Here is a 17676-nt window from a genome sequence, read left to right on the forward strand (position 1 = left end):
CTGTTTGAAGAGAATGAAATAAACACCCAATTTTTATCTGCATATGAACAGTTTTTTCGCTAACGACCTTCACATAACAGTGTCAGCGCGCATAGGGTTAATAGAAAAGTTAGCCGTTCACATAATTTTATTTCTTTAAACCTGTCGATATATATCAACCGGCTTTGGCGACCAGCACATCGAGAACAGACGATACGAAACCGTGACAACGGTTGTTAATCCACACAGTTCTCCCAGCGATTTTAATTTACCCTGACGAATCATGACGAACCTGAAGGCATAGTCATCTTCACTTAGCACTGACAGATCTGAGAAAAACAATGAAAGTGAACGAAAAAACCATCGCGCTATTTTTTCTGCTTCTCGCTATAACCTCTGTTGCGCAGGGCCAGGAAGCAACTGTGGCAGATAACAGTCTCATTCATCAAAGAAATTTCCACACCCACTCAGGCATTGTTGATACGGCAGAAAACCCTGATGAGCATCGGGAAGAATCCTTCGCCCGCAGACATCATCTGACGCACTGAACAGGCAGCCCTTTAAACGATCCGCAGAGTAAATCCCCGGGATGAGGCGGTAACAGCTAAGCGGACCGTTCATTATGTGGATCGGGGAAAGCGCAAGATTAAGGTTGATCTTTGCTCACTGCGACTATACTGTATATCCATACAGTCAACTGGTGAGCGAAGACATTATGCGTACTCATTCTCTGAAATCTCAATCTGTCCGTCGTAGTCTGCACGCTACTACGCCAGCCCCCGTGGCGTCCCCTTGTGCTAACGGCCTGATCAGCGAACTGATCTACAGTGAGAATCAACCTGACATGACTCAGTTGCTGCTGTTGCCCCTGCTGCAACAACTGGGAACGCAGTCTCGCTGGCAGCTTTGGCTTACCCCACAGCAAAAACTGAGCCGTAATTGGTTGCAACGTGTCGGCCTGCCATTGGATAAAGTGATGCATTCATCGCACTCCAGCGCGATTACCACGGTAGAAGCGATGATCAAAGCGTTGCAGACGGGTAATTACAGTGTGGTTTTGGGATGGCTGGAAGAGGAGATCTCAGAAAATGATCGAATGAGATTGCAGGAAGCAGCCAGTTCGGGCCAGGCATTGGGACTCATTATGCGTACCGAAAGCAGTATTTTTCCTTCAACCAGACCATTAAATGGCCTAAGAATTCAGTCAACTTTGTATCATTAAGTAAAAATGAGATTTTTCTCTGTCTTTTTCTGGCACAGAGGCAAGATAAGCGCCTGATTATGTTATGACGCGGCGGGACAATGGGTTAGCTGCGTTCTCAGACCCCATTTGAAGCAAAGAATTCACCCTGAAATGTTAAAAATTGTGTATGAAAGCCTGTTTTTTTGCTGACCATCGTCACATCATACTTGTAAGTTTGCTGGTACGTTGTAGACTTTAGCTCGCCAGGGTGCTCAATAACCTCCATATTTTGGAAGAGTCATAATCGAGCTTCATAACCCGGCGAAGGATTAAACCAAAGAGCTAACTTAAAGCTCATTGCCTATTTGGATGATAACGAGGCGCAAAAATGAAAAAGACAGCTATCGCAATTGCAGTGGCACTGGCTGGCTTCGCTACCGTAGCGCAGGCCGCTCCTAAAGATGACACCTGGTATACCGGTGCTAAACTGGGCTGGTCTCAGTACCACGACAAAGGTTACTACGGTAACGGTTACCAAGATAACGATGGTCCATCGCATGAAAGCCAGCTTGGTGCTGGTGCGTTCGGTGGTTACCAGGCTAACCAGTACCTGGGCTTCGAGCTGGGTTACGACTGGTTAGGCCGTATGCCTAACAAAGGCAACAACGTAAACGGCGCTTTCAAAGCACAGGGCGTTCAGCTGGCAGCGAAATTAAGCTACCCAGTAATGGATGATCTGGACGTTTACACCCGTCTGGGCGGTATGGTATGGCGTGCAGACTCCACCCAGAACGCTAACGGCACTCGCATCAGCGACCACGACACCGGTGTTTCTCCACTGGCCGCGGTTGGTGTTGAATACGCAGTGACCAAAAACTGGGCAACCCGTCTGGACTACCAGTGGGTTAACAACATCGGTGACGCAGGTACCGTTGGTGCGCGTCCTGATAACTCAATGCTGAGTGTTGGCGTTTCCTACCGTTTCGGTCAGGATGATGCAGTAGCACCAGTTGTTGCTCCAGCTCCGGCTCCAGCTCCAGTTGTTGAAACCAAGCGTTTCACCCTGAAGTCTGACGTTCTGTTTAACTTCAACAAAGCAACGCTGAAGCCAGAAGGTCAGCAGGCACTGGATCAGCTGTACACTCAGCTGAGCAACCTGGATCCTAAAGATGGCTCTGTAGTTGTGCTGGGTTACACCGACCGTATCGGTTCTGAGCAGTACAACCAGAAACTGTCTGAAAAACGCGCTCAGTCTGTTGTAGACTACCTCGTTTCTAAAGGCATCCCTTCTAACAAGATCTCTGCACGTGGCGAGGGTAAATCTAACCCTGTTACCGGCAGCACCTGTGACAGCGTGAAAGGCCGTAATGCCCTGATCGACTGCCTGGCGCCAGACCGTCGCGTAGAAATCGAAGTTAAAGGCATCAAAGACGTTGTAACTCAGCCACAGGCTTAAGTTATCTCGTTAAAAAAACCCCGCTTCGGCGGGGTTTTTTATTATCTGAAGAGGACGAAGGAACGATAAACATCGTCTTCGCTTGATCTGCTTTATTCGGGTTTACCCAAGATAGCCTTCAGATCCTGTTTAAGTGATGACATCTGGCTGGCGTATTGCTCTTTACGCTCGGCGTCTTCAATAAGCTGCACGATGGTTTCGGACAAGGTACTGTTACGACGCTGGGCCAGTCCAGCCAGGCGCTGCCATACCAGATACTCTAAATCGATAGACTTTTTTCGCGTATGCTGATGTTCGGCATTGAAATGACGTTTACGGCGCGCACGGATCGTCTGCTTCATCCGGTTTTCAAGCGCCGGATTGATGTGCAGGTCAATCCATTTCAGTACCTCTACCGGCCGATTCTCCATGACAAGCAGTTCATCGACGGCGGCCTGCGCTGCACTTAACTCGATGTAACGCGTGATCAGTTCACCTTCCCGGTGCTTTTTAACCAGATATTTCCATTTCCATCCGCTTTCAAGATTTTCCAGCTGCTGATATTTCATCGGAATCTCATGCTGACCACATAACAGGTTTAGAATAACAGCTTTTTTTCATCAGGCTGCAAACAAAACAGGAACACTGATCGTAATGTTAACGCAAGCTGCGTAGATGTGCATGTCTGCTGTGCTTAACAGGCTGAAATATTGTATAATGCCGCTTTTAATCATTCAGAAAAATACGATAACTTTGACCAACAACCGATTAGAGTGGCGCGCCCTGCAGCCCGATACAGAACGCTTTCAGCATCTCCTCTCGCAGGTACCAGCTGCCGAAACAGAATGCTTTGCATCCGTGCAGGCACGTCTGTTTAACGGGCTGAACCTGTTACTGCAAACGCCGGCCAAAGTCCCACTCATGCTGGTCAAAAGTCCCGAAAGTGCGGAATATTTAGCGCTGCTGCAAAATATTCTCTCCACCCTTGCTGATGAGGAAGAGGGCCCCCCTACGCTTTACGGTGGTCAGTATGATATCGGAGATAACGCGATAAGCTGGCGACCCGCACAGAGTGGTGCGGATAATTTCGCCAGCGAAGGGGGCATTCATCAGGCAGAGTGGATCGAAGCCGAGCAGCTTTTTGGCTGCGTGCGCCTCCACCAGTCCAGGATAACCCTGTCACCGGGGCTCGTACATCGCGCCAACGGCGGGGTGCTGATCCTTTCCCTGCGAGCTTTGATGGCACAGCCTTTACTCTGGCTACGTCTGAAACAGATCATGGTTAACCAGCGTTTTGACTGGTATTCACAGGATGAAACCCGCCCCCTTCCTCTGGCTGTCCCTTCTATGCCGATGGCGTTTCGCCTGGTGCTGATTGGTGAGCGAGATGTGCTGGCAGATTTTCAGGAGATGGAGCCTGAACTGGCTGCCCTGTCACTGTACAGCGAGTTTGAAGATAATATACAGCTGGTAGATGACGAAGAGTTTATTCACTGGATACAGTGGGTGCAGAACGTAGCCGTCAGCCTGGGGTACCCGGTTCCCGATGCCGATTTCTGGCCGGTGTTGATTCGTGAGGCTGCCCGTTATACGGGCGATCAGGATACCCTTCCACTTGATCCTCAGTGGCTGGGCCGGCAACTTCAGGATGCCGCGCTCTACAGCGAAGACGAGCGTATCTCAGCACAAAATCTGCAGGATGCGCTCAGTACACGCGAATGGCGCGAAGGCTTCCTGCCTGAACGTATTCGCGATGAAATTTTGCTCGATCAGATCCTGATCGAAACCGAAGGGGAAATGATCGGCCAGATCAACGCGCTCTCTGTCATGGAGTTTCCTGGCCATCCGCGTGCTTTTGGTGAACCCTCCCGCATAAGCTGCGTCGTTCACGTGGGTGACGGTGAGTTTATGGACGTGGAGCGCAAAGCCGAGCTGGGTGGAAATATTCATGCAAAAGGCATGATGATTATGCAGGCCTGGCTGATCGCGGAACTGGAGCTTGAGCAGCAGCTGCCCTTTTCTGCCTCACTGGTCTTCGAGCAGTCCTATTCCGAAGTCGATGGTGACAGCGCCTCGCTGGCAGAACTGTGTGCTCTGATCAGCGCCCTCGCCTCACAGCCCATCAATCAGCAGCTGGCGGTCACCGGCTCTGTGGATCAGTTTGGTCGCGTGCAGCCGGTCGGCGGCCTGAATGAAAAAATTGAAGGCTTCTTCAATGTCTGTCAGCAGCGCACGTTAACCGGTTCTCAGGGGGTGATCATCCCTGCAGCGAACGTACGCCACCTCTCCCTGCAACAGGACGTTGTGGATGCCGTGCGGGAAGGAAAATTCCATCTCTGGGCCGTGTCGAGCGTTGACGAGGCGCTGCCTCTGTTAACCGGTATGGCGTGGGATAAAGAAACCGGCGCCTGCCTGCACCGTTCGATTCAGGAGCGAATTGCTCAGATGCTCCATCCGGATGCACGTCATCGCCCGTGGCCCCTGCGCTGGTTAAACTGGTTTACGCCAGGCTGATCGGACTTGTCCGGCGTACACGTGTAAGCTAAACTCCGTGCTTCATTAAAATAAGGCTTATTGAGACTATGGTAGATAAACGCGAATCCTATACAAAAGAAGACCTGATTGCCTCTGGTCGCGGTGAATTATTTGGCGCAGAAGGCCCGCCATTGCCAGCCGGCAATATGTTGATGATGGACCGCGTGGTTAAGATGACCGAAGACGGCGGTAACTACGGGAAAGGATTCGTTGAAGCGGAACTGGATATCAATCCCGATCTGTGGTTCTTCGGCTGTCATTTTATCAATGACCCGGTTATGCCCGGCTGCCTCGGCCTGGATGCTATGTGGCAGTTGGTCGGTTTCTACCTCGGCTGGTTAGGCGCTGAAGGTAAAGGCCGCGCACTGGGCGTGGGTGAAGTGAAATTCACCGGGCAGGTTCTGCCAACAGCCAAAAAAGTTTCTTACCGCATCCATTTCAAACGCGTTATTAACCGTAAACTGGTGATGGGCGTGGCAGATGGTGAAGTACTGGTCGATGGTAACGTGATTTACACTGCTACCGACCTGAAAGTGGGCCTGTTTAAAGACACCACTGCTTTCTAAAATAATTTTGACCCAAATTATCCGTGTTATTGCAAGGCAGCAACGCAACGATCCCCGTGAAGTTTACTCCGGTGAGCAAATGGGTTGAGTTAGGTAGCAAAGGCTTCTGCGGCTTTAACGTAGAGGGGTCAAAATGAAAACCTCCGCAACAGCGGAGGTCTTTCCTTTTCAATAACAGGCCGCTACGCGGTAACTGACCTGTCCTCCATGGCTTGTCGCCAACCTCCCAACCAGTGAGATCGAGCATCCAGCATTTGATACGGACACATCTCTTTAGAGCGTCCTGTAATGCCTGCGTGATAACCCCGTGACTGCGCCCGATCAAGGCGATCTCGTTTCTGTCTCTTCATGCCGCGTTTCCCTCATTTTGTCTGGTGGAATCTGGTGGAAAGAAAACAGTGGTTACGTTTCGTGCAACCACGCTTCAGTTTTACCGCGACTTTGAACAAAGATCAACGCGCAAATGTAATGCGACTGTCATCATTCTGCCTCACTGGCCGGGCCGGAATTGGACTGCAGCAGAAGAAGAAAGGATTACACCCTGCTGATTTATATAAAAAAAGCCTTTGATGCAGCAGAAGTAAGGTTCTGCAACTATCAAAGGCTTAGTGCGTTAGTTAATTTTTACTTATTGTTCGCGAATAATCGCATTAGCGACCTGTCCCGCAATCTGTTGCCATCCTTTAGCCAGCGTTCTCACTAACCCGTCGTAACCATCTTCACTTTGCGGTAACGACAGCGAGAACGGCTGTTTCTGCAGTTTGCCGTTATGTTCCAGAATCCACTCGCCACTGATAATGGCATGACCATCATAGCGGCCATGGAAACCGGTTACGGTGACATTCAGCGTATCGTGCGTCTGGCCGAGAGGCGTCGAGGAGATCAGCGCCGCCGGCAGGCTGGTGCTCAGATTGGTCACCAGCGTCTGCTGTAACTGCTGATCCAGTGGGCTTGCCCATTGGTTATTGGCGGCAATGACGTACTGGACATCATTACTCTGGTACACCACGCCATTTCCGGCCAGATAGTCCGGCACAGAGACACGTTCCACCCAAACTGGCGTGCTCACCGTCTTACTGCTGGCGACGAGTGCCTTTTCTGCCGGGGGCAGCTGATAATAAACAGTTTCAGGGCTGCTGCTGCATGCACTGAGTGCCAGCGCCAGCGCAATGGGTATCCATTTCATCATTGTTTCGCCCTCTTCGGCTGTGGGTCCTGACCCGGTTTGGCTTCAAACACCAGCGCATTGCTTTTACTGTTAAGCGTTTTCAATACGGGCTGTAATTCGCGCAGAACCTGATCGAGGCGCTGCATATCACCCACCATCTTGTTGTAAGCAGGTGAACCTGGCTGGAAGCCTTTCATGCTTCGGTTAAGTTCACGCAGCGTGCTTTGCATATCCGCAGGCAGCTCCTTCATCGACTGGCTTGAGGTTATCTGATTCAGACTGTCCAGCGTTTTTTGCATTTCCCGCAATGTGCGCTGGCTCTCTTTCAGCGTCCCCGTCGCTTCGTTCAGCAGCGGATTCAGAGGCAGACTGTTAATCTTATCCAGTGATTCCATCAGTTTCTGTTGAATCTGCGCCAGACCGCCTGTCATCGTCGGGATCAGCTCATAGTCAGCAAAGGTTGTCGGGCCGCTGACTGGTTTAGCGTTGCTGTAGAAATCAAGGTCAACATACAGCGAGCCCGTCAACAGGTTAGCGGACTTCAGTGAGGCTCGTAACCCATGAGTTATGCCATCTTTCAGATGCTGCTCGAAGTTAAAATCGCTTCCCAGCTGTTTCTGGAACCGATCCGGCTCAATGCGTATCAGCACCGGGATCCGGTAATCATTGTTCAGACGCTGTGCAATGCCTGGGGTCGTAAACGGCACTTCAGCAACGGTTCCCAGACGAATACCGCGGAACTCAACTGGCGCGCCTTTCTGCAGACCACGAATGGAATCACTGAAGAACAGCAGGAAGTCTTTATGCACGCTGTAGAGGGAATCCTGAATGCTACGCTGATCGTTAAACAGCCGGTATTCCGCCTTGTTTTGTGCTAAATCGCCGCGCTCCCACCCTTCCGGAACATCAAAGCTGACCCCCCCGCTAAACAGCGTGGTCAGTGAACCCATCTCAACACGCATTCCGGAGGCAGACATGTCGACAGCAATCCCGCTATCCTTCCAGAAGCGAACGTTACTGGTGATCAGGCGATCGTATGGCGCAGCAATAAACAGCTGGTACGTCATCATACGTTTATCGGCGTCAAAGGCGCTGGTTTCAACGGTTCCGACGCGATACCCCCGAAACAGTACCGGATCGCCCGCATTCAGTTGTCCGGCCTTTTCACTGTCAAGCGTAATGCGGATACCTTTGGCATCAGGCGGTGCCAGCGGCGGCGCATCCAGCAGTTGGTACTGCTCGGCTTTTTCGCCTTTAGAGCCAGGCTGCAGCTCAATATAGGCACCTGAGAGGAGCGTTCCTAACCCGGTAATACCTTCACGGCCAATGGCCGGTTTGACCACCCAAAATGCGCTGTCTGCACTTAGCAGCTTATCCATACCGGCATTAAGGCGTGCTTTGATTTCCACATGGTGAAGATCGTCCGTCAGAACGGCACTCTCCACCACGCCAACATCAACGCTGCGGCTTTTGATGGTGGTTTTTCCGCCCTCAATACCTTCAGCATTGGTGGTGATCAACGTCACCAGCGGTCCCTGATGGCTGAAGTGGTAAAACAAAATCCATGCACCGATCAACACGGTGACGATGGGGATGATCCACACCGGCGACCACCGTTTGATCTTATCTACCGTGGCTACGCCGTGGTTATTGTCCGTCACTTTTCAGGCTCCTCAGTACTCTTTTCTCGTATCCGATCCCAGGTAAGTCGCGGGTCAAACGTCATGGCAGCAAACATTGTCAGAATAACCACCAGAGCAAACAGCACCGCACCGTTAGCAGGATAAATACTCATTAATTGGCCCATGCGCACCAGCGCTGATAAGACGGCGATAACAAATACGTCAATCATTGACCAGCGCCCGACGAACTCAACCACCTCATAAATCTTGTGCATTCTGTCGCTGTCATACCGGTTATTGTCCCGGCCGTTGGCGTGCCAGCAAAGCCAGCCTATCGCCATCATTTTCAGCGATGGAACCATAATACTGGCAATAAAAATCACCAGCGCTACCGGATAGGATCCGTCACTCCACAGCAGGATTACCCCTGCCATGATAGTGGAATTCATTTTGTTACCCAGCGCCTCGGTAACCATGATCGGCATGACGTTGGCCGGGATATACAACAGAATCGACGTGATCAGTAAGGCCATCGTCCACTGCAGGCTATGCCGGCGTCGCGCATGGCCATTCACGCCGCAGCGCGGGCATTCCAGCACATCGCTGGCCAGCACGGCAGTACAACAACGACAGGATCGTAACCCCTGGCGAAGACCGCTCATCCCCGCCCGGGGGACCGCGGGCAGTGCGGGCAGCGGGGCAACCCGCAGCCATAATGTACGCCGATCAATACACTGGAAGGCTCTGAGCTGTAAGACACAGAAAAGGCACCAGGGAATAAAACTGGTGCCGATACCAATATCGCCATAGGCCATGAGTTTAACAAAACTCACCAGCACACCTGCGAGGAAGATCTCCGCCATTCCCCAGGTTTTCAGCTGGAACAGCACCCGGGCCATGACACGTTTCAACCCCAGAGGCAACCGGATGTCATTCACCAGCAGCAGGATCATCAGCATACATAAGGCCGGCACCCCCTGCACAAACAGCAAAAACAGGGTCGCCAGACTGCTGTAGTCATCGGAAACCATCACCTGAGGTATTTTTGTCAGGGTAATTTCGCTGCTCAGTCCGGCAACGTGCATATTGATGAACGGAAACAGGTTTGCCAGCAGCAGCATGAAGAGCGCCGCCAGCGCATAAGCGGTTGGCCGCTTGCGCGGCTCAACCCAGTTAGACTGCAGTGTGGTATGACAGCGTGGGCAGCTTGCTCTGCTGCCCGGGCTGATATCTGGCAACTGGGTCATCAGATCACACTGCGGACAGAGCATCCATTGATGCGCATGGTGCGACGAACACATACCTGACCCTCGGTAATGTCAGAACAGCTGAATCAGGCGCCGTTACTTAACGACTCAAGATATTCCCAACGTTCAAAAGCGACTTCCAGTTCCTGTTCAGCCTGAGCAAGTGAGTCCAGCACAGGCTGAGTCACATCATGCGGCTGATTAAAGAAGTTAGCATCGGCAACCTGTGCCTGATACGCTTCCAGGCGGCCTTCCAGCTCTTCCATTTTCTTCGGCAACTGCTCCAGCTCCCGCTGCAAATTGTAGCTTAACTTAGCAGCCGGTTTTTTAGCCGTTTCACTTTTTGTGTTGTCCTGACGAGGCTGCGTCGACGAACTGGTCTTGGCTGCCAGACGATTTTGCTTAAAGGCGCTGCGCTGCAGCTGGGCATCGTGATAGCCGCCAACGAATGCGCCAATATCGCCATTGCCTTCGAAGATCCAGCATTCGGTCACGGTGTTATCAACGAACTGACGATCGTGACTCACCAGCAGAACCGTGCCCTGATATCCGTCCACCAGCTCTTCAAGCAGCTCCAGCGTTTCCACATCGAGGTCGTTGGTCGGTTCATCGAGGATCAGCAGATTGCTTGGTTTGAGGAACAGACGCGCCAGCAGCAGACGATTACGTTCACCGCCGGACAGCGCCCGCACCGGGGTCATCGCCCGTTTCGGGTGGAACAGGAACTCCTGCAGGTAGCCCAGCACATGGCGCGGCTTACCGTTGACCATCACTTCCTGTTTACCTTCGGCCAGGTTATCCATGACCGTGCGGTCCGGATCCAAATCGGCACGGTGCTGATCGAAGTAGGCCACTTCCAGCTTAGTGCCGATGTGCACGCGGCCGCTGTCCGGTTTCAGCTGATCCAGCATCAGCTTCAGCATGGTGGTTTTACCACAGCCGTTAGAGCCAATCAGCGCAATTTTATCCCCACGCTGGACCTGACGGGAGAAATTACGTACCAGCTGTTTACCGCCCACAGAGTAGTCAACGTTTTCCAGCTCAAAGACAATCTTGCCGGAACGGGAGGCCTCTTCGACCTGCATATTGGCTTTGCCCATCACTTCACGGCGATCGGAACGTTCGCGACGCAGCGCTTTCAGCGCGCGCACACGCCCTTCATTACGCGTGCGGCGGGCTTTGATCCCCTGACGGATCCACACTTCTTCCTGCGCCAGCTTGCGGTCGAATTCGGCATTCTGCATCTCTTCCACGCGCAGTGCTTCTTCTTTACTGGTCAGATACAGGTCGTAGTCGCCCGGCCAGGACACCAGCTTGCCGCGGTCAAGGTCAACAATACGCGTTGCCATGTTGCGGATAAACGAACGGTCATGCGAGATGAAGATAATGCTGCCCTGGAACGTTTTCAGGAACGTTTCCAGCCAGTCGATAGTTTCGATATCCAGGTGGTTCGTCGGCTCATCCAGCATCAGTACTTTCGGGTTGCTGACCAGCGCACGGCCGAGGGCCGCTTTACGCAGCCAGCCGCCGGATAATGAGGAGAGATCCGCGTCCCCATCCAGACCGATCTGCTGCAGCACATCGTGGATACGGCTTTCCAGCTGCCACAGGTTCTGGTGATCAAGAATGCCCTGCAGGCGCGCCATCTCATTGAGGTTCTTGTCGCTCGGATCTTCCATGACTTTATGAGAGATCGCGTGATACGCCTTGAGGTGCTCGGCCTGCTCTTCCACACCTTCAGCAACGAAGTCGTACACTGACCCCTGCACGTTACGCGGGGGATCCTGCTGGAGGCGTGCCACCACCAGATCCTGTTCGTAAATGATGCGTCCGTCATCGAGCGGCTGCTCACGGTTAATGATCTTCATCAGGGTGGATTTACCCGCCCCGTTACGGCCAACCAGACAGACACGCTCGTTTTCTTCGATGTGCAGTTCAGTGTTATCCAACAGCGGCGCGTCGCTGAATGAGAGCCATGCGCCATGAATACTGATTAGTGACATAAAAACTTATTCCTTACCGGCGTGAACAATCAGCCAGCAGTTGTGAATTTGACGGTTACGGGCGAAATCCTGTGACTGGGTTTTCGCGGTGATTTCAGTTGCAGCCAGGCCAAGCGCTGCCAGTCCGGCCAGATCCATTTTGAAACCGCGTTTGTTATTCGAGAACATAACGGTGCCGCCCTGACGCAGGATACGCTTGAGATCTTTCATCAGATCGAGATGATCGCGCTGCACATCGAAGCTCTCTTCCATTCGCTTGGAGTTGGAGAACGTCGGTGGATCGATAAAGATCAGATCAAACTGTTCATCGGCATCGCGCAACCAGCTCAGGCAGTCAGCCTGCATCAGGCGATGCTGACGCCCGGACAGACCGTTAAGGCGCATGTTGCGCTCGGCCCACTCCAGATAGGTACGTGACATATCAATAGTGGTGGTACTTCGCGCGCCACCGAGACCAGCATGTACGCTGGCACTGCCGGTATAAGCAAACAGGTTCAGGAAATCTTTTCCGCGGCTCATCTGCCCGAGCATCTTACGGGCAACACGGTGATCGAGGAACAGGCCGGTATCAAGATAGTCCGTCAGATTAACCCATAACTTAGCGTTAAACTCGCTCACCTCGAAGAAATCGCCCTTTTCGCCCAGTTTTTGATACTGGCTTTTCCCTTTCTGCTTTTCGCGGGTCTTCAGTACCAGGCGATTGGCGGGCAGTTCCAGCACGCTCAGGGTCGCGGCAATGACATCAAACAGGCGTTGACGGGCTTTTGCCGGTTCAATGGTTTTCGGTGCCGCATACTCCTGTACGACCACCCAGTCACCGTAACGATCTACCGCCACGTTATAATCCGGGAGGTCGGCATCATACACGCGGTAACACTCGATACCCTCCTGACGCGCCCACTTATCCAGCTTCTTACAATTTTTACGCAGGCGGTTAGCGTAATCCTCTGCCAGCTGGCCGGCCGCCGCCCCACCTGGGTTCTCTGCCAGCTGATAGTTTTTCTGTACACAATCGAGTGGACCGTTTTTCGCTTTAAACTGGCGATCGGCACGCAGCTGCAGACAGCTCAGCAACTCGGGTGAGGCACTGAACAGTGACAGGTTCCAGCCACCGAAGTGCGTTTTCATAATACGCCCCAGCTGGCTGTGCAGCGCAATCAGGGCGGGTTCACTGTCCAGTCGTTCCCCATAGGGTGGGTTACTCAGCACGGTACCCGTCTCACCCTGCGGCAGAGGATTGGTCAGCTTCAGCACATCCTGGGCAGTCAGCGTAATCAGATCGGTCAGTCCGGCGTTGCGGACGTTGGCACGTGCACGCTCGATGACGCGTGAATCATTATCATACCCGTAGAAACGTGAGGTAGTTTCAGACACCCCCTTTGCCGCACGTTCGTGCGCTTCGCGGGTAATATCGCTCCACAGCGGCTGATTAAAGCGACTCCAGCCGGTAAAGCCCCAGTGTTTGCGCTGCAAACCCGGCGCACGATCGCTGGCGATCATCGCAGCTTCAATCAGTAACGTCCCGGACCCACACATCGGGTCGACCAGCGGCGTGCCTGCCTGCCAGCCGGAACGCTGCACGATAGCCGCAGCCAGATTCTCTTTCAGGGGTGCCTGTCCGGTCTGCTGACGATAGCCGCGCTGATGCAGGCCATCGCCGCTGAGATCCAGGGCAATGCTGGCGGTATCTTTATTCAGCCAGACATTGACGCGGATATCGGCCTGTTCACGATCGACATTCGGGCGTGGCAGGTTTTTACGGGTAAAGCTGTCGACGATAGCATCCTTCACTTTCAGCGCGCCGTACTGGCTGTTTCGGATCACTTCATTCAGGCCGCTGAAATGCACCACAAACGTTTGATCACTGCCAAACATCGCAGGCCAGTCAATCGCCTGCACCCCAAGATAGAGGTCGAGGTCGCTGTAGACGCCGCATTCCGTTAACGGCAGCAGAATACGTGAAGCCAGACGGCTCCACATCAGACTCTGGTACATCAGACGATCGTCACCCTGGTAATGTACGCCGCCCTGGACCACCTGGCAGCCTTGCGCTCCCAGGGCTTCCAGTTCACTTTTTAACAGCTCTTCGAGCCCACGCGCCGTACTGGCAAACAGAGAATTCATAGCGTCACTTATCGTCATCAGAAAATTGCTGCGCATTATATCTAATCATGGCGGCATGTCATAAAGTTAGCGCTTATTCCTGCAAAAACCCTGTAAAGAGCCGGGTGAGCGGCACGGTGCAATGGAGAATCACCATGATTAACCTGTCTCGTTTATTTGTTCATCCTGTGAAATCCATGCGCGGGATGCAGGTTTCCCACGCGCAGGCACTGATCAGCGGTCTGGCATTCGACCGTATCTTTATGCTGACCGAACCTGATGGCACCTTTATCACTGCCAGGCAGTATCCGGAAATGGTGCTGTTCACCCCGGCGCTGATCGTTGATGGACTGCACCTCACCGCCCCTGACGGCAGCAGCGCAACCGCCCGCTTTGCGGATTTTCAGGAAACCCCTGCCCCCACCGAAGTCTGGGGAAACCAATTTACGGCGCAAATTGCGCCGGAAAATATTAACCAGTGGCTGAGTGGCTTTTTTCCGCGCCAGGTAGAGCTGCGCTGGGTGGGAGCAGAGATGACCCGCCGGGTGAAACACTTCGCGCAGGTGCCGCTGGGGTTTGCTGATGGTTATCCTTTTCTGCTGATCAATGAAGCCTCACTGCATGACCTGCAACAGCGCTGTCCTGCCGGCGTGCGTATGGAACAGTTTCGCCCTAATCTGGTCGTCAGTGGTGCCAGTGCCTGGGCAGAGGACAGTTGGTCATCTCTGCGTATCGGTGAGATTATTTTCGATGTGCCCAAACCCTGTAGCCGCTGCGTCTTCACCACGGTCAGCCCCCAGCACGGACGTAAGCATCCCGCTGGGGAACCGCTCAATACCTTACAACGCTTTCGCAGCGCACTGGATGGCAGCGGTGATATCGACTTTGGCCTTAACCTGGTGGCGCGCAGCAGCGGTATTGTCCGGGCGGGTGATGAAGTTGAGATACTGACCACCCATACGCCACGCGCTTACGGTGCCGGGCAGGTGACAGAGACGCTGGAGGTCAACCAGACGGCGGCCCGCACTCTGGACATTTGCTGGCAGGGGCAACATTTTAGCGGCAACAATCAGCAGGTGTTGCTGGAACAGCTGGAACTACAGGGCATTAAAATCCCTTACTCCTGTCGCTCAGGCATCTGTGGAAGTTGCAAAGTCAGTCGGGTCAGCGGGGAAGTCACTACGCTGAAAAAAGGCGCAATACGTGAGGATGGTACGCTACTGAGCTGTAGCTGTATTCCGGCGGGCGATCTCGTGCTGCGTTAATGCTGAGCGCGGTAGCTTATACCGCGCGGGCAAAACGAATCCCGTCAGCGCTGGCCTGAGGCAACAGGCGGTCATGCATAATTTTAATTGCATCGCCGAGCACCATCCCCCGACCCGCCACATTCAGCTGCGGCTGGGCCAGCAGGCACAGCGCGGCGCTATCGCCTGACTCCACCACCAGCAGCGTCGCCGTTTCACCAGTCTCAGACACTTTGACATTCACCAGCTCACCGTCTCCCGGACGCCAGTTTCCCTGGATATAGCTGTCAAAGTGCCAGCTTTTGGGCATCAAAGGCTTGAGGAAGCGCGTAGCCACCAGCGCATTCAGCACCAGTTCAGCACGCTGATCGGTATTCAGAGGCGCATCACGGCAACGCTCGTCAAAGGTAAAAAACAGTGCGGCATCATCGACACAAAAACCGGAAACATCAAAGGCGTCAGGCGTTAACATTTTGCGCGGAAAGCGGGAACGGAACAACATACCATCAGCCAGGTCAAGCATCATCCGGTCATGTTCTGCGTCGAAGAACCAACGCCAGTTATCGTCTGGTTTTATCCTCATCATGGTTCCTGTATTAATACTGAGTAACAAGTAACCGGAGATTAATTAATTTTTCCGGTAATCAGAGGGTAACTCTACGCGCTCAGCATCCTCTGTAAATTTTGAATATTGTATGAACAGCACAAAATATAAACGAGCCGGAGGCGAAAATAAAGCCCCCGGCATATTTAACTCAGATTTTACCTAGAGATAAGTCACAATTTCTTTTATCAGCGGTGGGCCTTTATAAATAAATCCGGAATATATTTGCACCAGCGATGCCCCGGCCGTCATTTTTTCACGCGCGGAAACCAGTGAATCAATGCCCCCTACGCCAATAATCGGCATGCGACCCTGTAATTCCTGAGCCAGACGGCGGATGATTTCCGTACTGCGAAGCTGGACAGGGCGTCCGCTTAATCCCCCCGCTTCATCCGCATGTGCTAATCCTTTTATCAGATCGCGATCCAGCGTGGTATTGGTTGCAATCACCCCGTCTATATTGTGGCGCACTAAACTGTCAGCCACCTGGATCAATTCTTCTTCCGAAAGATCGGGCGCGATCTTCACCGCCACAGGGACATATTTATGATGGATCTGCTGAAGATCATTCTGCCGCTGTTTGACAGCAGACAGTAAATCATCCAGCGCTTCACCGTACTGTAACGATCGAAGTCCTGGTGTGTTTGGCGAAGAAATATTGATGGCAATGTAACCGGCATAGGCATAAATCTTGTCCATGCAGGTTAAATAATCGTCTTTACCCTGTTCCACCGGGGTGTCTTTATTCTTGCCAATATTAATACCCAGGATACCGTCGAAGTGGGCTTTTTTGACATTCTCCACCAGGTTATCCACGCCAAGATTATTGAAGCCCATGCGGTTGATGATGCCTTCCGCCGCCACGATGCGGAACATCCGTGGCTTCTCATTCCCGGGCTGTGGGCGCGGGGTGACCGTGCCGATTTCAATGGAACCAAACCCCATCGCGCCGAATGCATCAATGCACTCGCCGTTTTTATCGAGGCCGGCGGCCAGACCAAGCGGATTCTTAAACGTCAGCCCCATGCAGGTTACCGGTTTAAAAGGCAGGGACTGACGGATCAGGCCGATCAGCGGGGTGCCGGAGAGGCGCTTCAACTGCTGCAAAGTCAGGTCATGCGCACGCTCAGGATCGAGCTGAAACAGCGCCTTACGAACGAAAGGGTAATACATGGTCACTCCTGAGGTCCCGATGGAAAATCGGGGTCGTATTATCCCGGTTTCCTCGGTTAAAGGGAAATGACCTGGCGCAAAAGCACGCCCGAATGTCCATTTTTTTCTCTCTGTCGGGGTCCAGCCCCAGCGTTATGTGCAAAACGGCAAAAATATGCCGGATAAATCATTTAAGCGTCCAAACGCGCTCTGTCAGGATAAGTCATCTGTTCTTGAAATCTGGTTATTAATAACTTTTGGTTATAAGGAGAAGTTATGCGCGTTATTACTCTGGCGGGAAGCCCCCGTTTTCCTTCCCGCTCCACCGCGCTGCTGACAATCTGCCAGCACGCGCTGGAAAAACGAGGTGTCGAAGTTATCCCGTGGAACCTGCATAACTTCAATCCTGAAGATCTGCTGTACGCCCGCTTCGACTCCCCTGCCCTGCTGGCATTAAAAGAGGATCTCGACACCGCTGACGGCCTGATCGTCGCCACACCGGTATATAAAGCGTCTTTTGCCGGTGCGTTGAAAACGTTGCTGGATCTGCTGCCCGAGCGTGCCCTGGAACATAAAGTGGTGTTACCACTGGCAACCGGCGGCACCGTCGCTCATCTGCTGGCCGTCGATTACGCGCTTAAACCGGTACTGAACGCGCTGAAAGCGCAGGAAGTGCTGCACGGTGTGTTTGCTGACGACACGCAGATCAGTCACTACGACCGGACGCCCGAGCTGTCGCCGATACTCGCCGAACGGCTGGCAGAGTCGCTCGATACTTTCTGGCATGCCCTGGCGCGCCGGCATCAACCGCTGGCCACCGCCGTCTGAACTGAGG

16 protein-coding genes are annotated in these 17676 nt (G+C 53.0%); 7 read left to right on the forward strand and 9 right to left on the reverse strand.

Features of this window, described 5'->3' with window-relative positions; all coding sequences use genetic code 11:
- Nucleotides 1-320 precede the first annotated feature (320 nt).
- From K6L24_RS13935 to ompA, 3 genes are all read left to right on the forward strand, one after another.
- Complete coding sequence (locus K6L24_RS13935) at nucleotides 321-527, forward strand: hypothetical protein (RefSeq protein ID WP_222681575.1); 207 nt, start codon at nucleotides 321-323, stop codon at nucleotides 525-527.
- A 167-nt stretch (nucleotides 528-694) separates the two neighbouring features.
- Nucleotides 695-1201 (forward strand): SOS-induced cell division inhibitor SulA, encoded by a 507-nt coding sequence (gene sulA, locus K6L24_RS13940; protein ID WP_187509611.1) that lies wholly within the window; start codon nucleotides 695-697, stop codon nucleotides 1199-1201.
- A 349-nt stretch (nucleotides 1202-1550) separates the two neighbouring features.
- On the forward strand, nucleotides 1551-2618 hold the full coding sequence (gene ompA, locus K6L24_RS13945) for a porin OmpA (RefSeq protein ID WP_062743837.1): 1068 nt from the start codon (nucleotides 1551-1553) through the stop codon (nucleotides 2616-2618).
- A 92-nt stretch (nucleotides 2619-2710) separates the two neighbouring features.
- Here the strand turns inward: ompA and matP are convergent, their stop codons facing one another.
- Entirely contained in the window at nucleotides 2711-3166 is a 456-nt protein-coding gene (gene matP / locus K6L24_RS13950; RefSeq protein ID WP_062743838.1) for a macrodomain Ter protein MatP, read from the reverse strand.
- 112 nt (nucleotides 3167-3278) lie between these two features.
- On the opposite strand from matP, the gene K6L24_RS13955 reads away from it, so the two are divergent.
- Nucleotides 3279-5111 carry an AAA family ATPase gene (locus K6L24_RS13955; RefSeq protein WP_137268898.1) on the forward strand — a complete coding sequence of 611 codons (1833 nt, stop codon included), beginning with the start codon at nucleotides 3279-3281 and terminating at the stop codon, nucleotides 5109-5111.
- Between the two features lie 68 nt (nucleotides 5112-5179).
- Complete coding sequence (fabA, locus tag K6L24_RS13960; RefSeq protein WP_062743839.1) at nucleotides 5180-5698, forward strand: bifunctional 3-hydroxydecanoyl-ACP dehydratase/trans-2-decenoyl-ACP isomerase; 519 nt, start codon at nucleotides 5180-5182, stop codon at nucleotides 5696-5698.
- A 182-nt stretch (nucleotides 5699-5880) separates the two neighbouring features.
- Here the strand turns inward: fabA and rmf are convergent, their stop codons facing one another.
- The 6 genes from rmf to rlmKL form a co-directional block, all read right to left on the reverse strand.
- The gene (rmf, locus tag K6L24_RS13965; RefSeq protein ID WP_072277417.1) at nucleotides 5881-6048 is read right to left on the reverse strand and encodes a ribosome modulation factor; all 168 of its coding nucleotides are present in this window, start codon (nucleotides 6046-6048) and stop codon (nucleotides 5881-5883) included.
- Nucleotides 6049-6326: 278 nt separating this feature from the next.
- Nucleotides 6327-6887 carry a membrane integrity-associated transporter subunit PqiC gene (pqiC, locus tag K6L24_RS13970; protein WP_118664343.1) on the reverse strand — a complete coding sequence of 187 codons (561 nt, stop codon included), beginning with the start codon at nucleotides 6885-6887 and terminating at the stop codon, nucleotides 6327-6329.
- On the reverse strand, nucleotides 6884-8527 hold the full coding sequence (gene pqiB, locus K6L24_RS13975) for an intermembrane transport protein PqiB (RefSeq protein ID WP_118664344.1): 1644 nt from the start codon (nucleotides 8525-8527) through the stop codon (nucleotides 6884-6886). The genes pqiC and pqiB overlap by 4 nt, the downstream gene beginning before the upstream one ends.
- Nucleotides 8524-9789, reverse strand: coding sequence for a membrane integrity-associated transporter subunit PqiA (gene pqiA, locus K6L24_RS13980; protein ID WP_187509609.1), 1266 nt, complete (start codon nucleotides 9787-9789; stop codon nucleotides 8524-8526). Before pqiA ends, pqiB begins: the two co-directional genes overlap by 4 nt.
- A gap of 32 nt (nucleotides 9790-9821) precedes the next feature.
- A complete protein-coding gene (locus K6L24_RS13985; RefSeq protein ID WP_062743843.1) occupies nucleotides 9822-11738 on the reverse strand; it encodes an ABC transporter ATP-binding protein in 1917 nt (638 codons plus the stop codon).
- Nucleotides 11739-11744: 6 nt separating this feature from the next.
- The gene (rlmKL, locus tag K6L24_RS13990; RefSeq protein WP_062743897.1) at nucleotides 11745-13862 is read right to left on the reverse strand and encodes a bifunctional 23S rRNA (guanine(2069)-N(7))-methyltransferase RlmK/23S rRNA (guanine(2445)-N(2))-methyltransferase RlmL; all 2118 of its coding nucleotides are present in this window, start codon (nucleotides 13860-13862) and stop codon (nucleotides 11745-11747) included.
- Between the two features lie 134 nt (nucleotides 13863-13996).
- Here rlmKL and K6L24_RS13995 point away from each other — a divergent pair, with 134 nt between their 5' ends.
- Nucleotides 13997-15106, forward strand: coding sequence for a YcbX family protein (locus tag K6L24_RS13995; RefSeq protein WP_222681576.1), 1110 nt, complete (start codon nucleotides 13997-13999; stop codon nucleotides 15104-15106).
- Nucleotides 15107-15122: 16 nt separating this feature from the next.
- Here K6L24_RS13995 and K6L24_RS14000 read toward each other — a convergent pair whose 3' ends face one another.
- Entirely contained in the window at nucleotides 15123-15668 is a 546-nt protein-coding gene (locus K6L24_RS14000; protein ID WP_062743845.1) for a cell division protein ZapC, read from the reverse strand.
- Nucleotides 15669-15851: 183 nt separating this feature from the next.
- The gene (gene pyrD, locus K6L24_RS14005; protein ID WP_062743846.1) at nucleotides 15852-16862 is read right to left on the reverse strand and encodes a quinone-dependent dihydroorotate dehydrogenase; all 1011 of its coding nucleotides are present in this window, start codon (nucleotides 16860-16862) and stop codon (nucleotides 15852-15854) included.
- A gap of 255 nt (nucleotides 16863-17117) precedes the next feature.
- Between pyrD and ssuE the strand changes: the two genes are divergently transcribed.
- Nucleotides 17118-17669, forward strand: a complete 552-nt coding sequence (gene ssuE, locus K6L24_RS14010) for an NADPH-dependent FMN reductase (protein ID WP_062743847.1) — start codon at nucleotides 17118-17120, stop codon at nucleotides 17667-17669.
- The last annotated feature ends 7 nt before the right edge of the window (nucleotides 17670-17676 follow it).

It is taken from the genome of Erwinia persicina (assembly GCF_019844095.1).
Taxonomy (GTDB): domain Bacteria; phylum Pseudomonadota; class Gammaproteobacteria; order Enterobacterales; family Enterobacteriaceae; genus Erwinia; species Erwinia persicina.

What these genes read in the sequence shown, in the direction of transcription:
- K6L24_RS13935 (WP_222681575.1), top strand. Translation starts at nt 321, where the DNA reads ATGAAAGTGAACGAAAAAACCATCGCGCTATTTTTTCTGCTTCTCGCT.
- sulA (WP_187509611.1), top strand. Translation starts at nt 695, where the DNA reads ATGCGTACTCATTCTCTGAAATCTCAATCTGTCCGTCGTAGTCTGCAC.
- ompA (WP_062743837.1), top strand. Translation starts at nt 1,551, where the DNA reads ATGAAAAAGACAGCTATCGCAATTGCAGTGGCACTGGCTGGCTTCGCT.
- matP (WP_062743838.1), bottom strand. Translation starts at nt 3,166, where the DNA reads ATGAAATATCAGCAGCTGGAAAATCTTGAAAGCGGATGGAAATGGAAA.
- K6L24_RS13955 (WP_137268898.1), top strand. Translation starts at nt 3,279, where the DNA reads ATGTCTGCTGTGCTTAACAGGCTGAAATATTGTATAATGCCGCTTTTA.
- fabA (WP_062743839.1), top strand. Translation starts at nt 5,180, where the DNA reads ATGGTAGATAAACGCGAATCCTATACAAAAGAAGACCTGATTGCCTCT.
- rmf (WP_072277417.1), bottom strand. Translation starts at nt 6,048, where the DNA reads ATGAAGAGACAGAAACGAGATCGCCTTGATCGGGCGCAGTCACGGGGT.
- pqiC (WP_118664343.1), bottom strand. Translation starts at nt 6,887, where the DNA reads ATGATGAAATGGATACCCATTGCGCTGGCGCTGGCACTCAGTGCATGC.
- pqiA (WP_187509609.1), bottom strand. Translation starts at nt 9,789, where the DNA reads ATGTGTTCGTCGCACCATGCGCATCAATGGATGCTCTGTCCGCAGTGT.
- K6L24_RS13985 (WP_062743843.1), bottom strand. Translation starts at nt 11,738, where the DNA reads ATGTCACTAATCAGTATTCATGGCGCATGGCTCTCATTCAGCGACGCG.
- rlmKL (WP_062743897.1), bottom strand. Translation starts at nt 13,862, where the DNA reads ATGAATTCTCTGTTTGCCAGTACGGCGCGTGGGCTCGAAGAGCTGTTA.
- K6L24_RS13995 (WP_222681576.1), top strand. Translation starts at nt 13,997, where the DNA reads ATGATTAACCTGTCTCGTTTATTTGTTCATCCTGTGAAATCCATGCGC.
- K6L24_RS14000 (WP_062743845.1), bottom strand. Translation starts at nt 15,668, where the DNA reads ATGAGGATAAAACCAGACGATAACTGGCGTTGGTTCTTCGACGCAGAA.
- pyrD (WP_062743846.1), bottom strand. Translation starts at nt 16,862, where the DNA reads ATGTATTACCCTTTCGTTCGTAAGGCGCTGTTTCAGCTCGATCCTGAG.
- ssuE (WP_062743847.1), top strand. Translation starts at nt 17,118, where the DNA reads ATGCGCGTTATTACTCTGGCGGGAAGCCCCCGTTTTCCTTCCCGCTCC.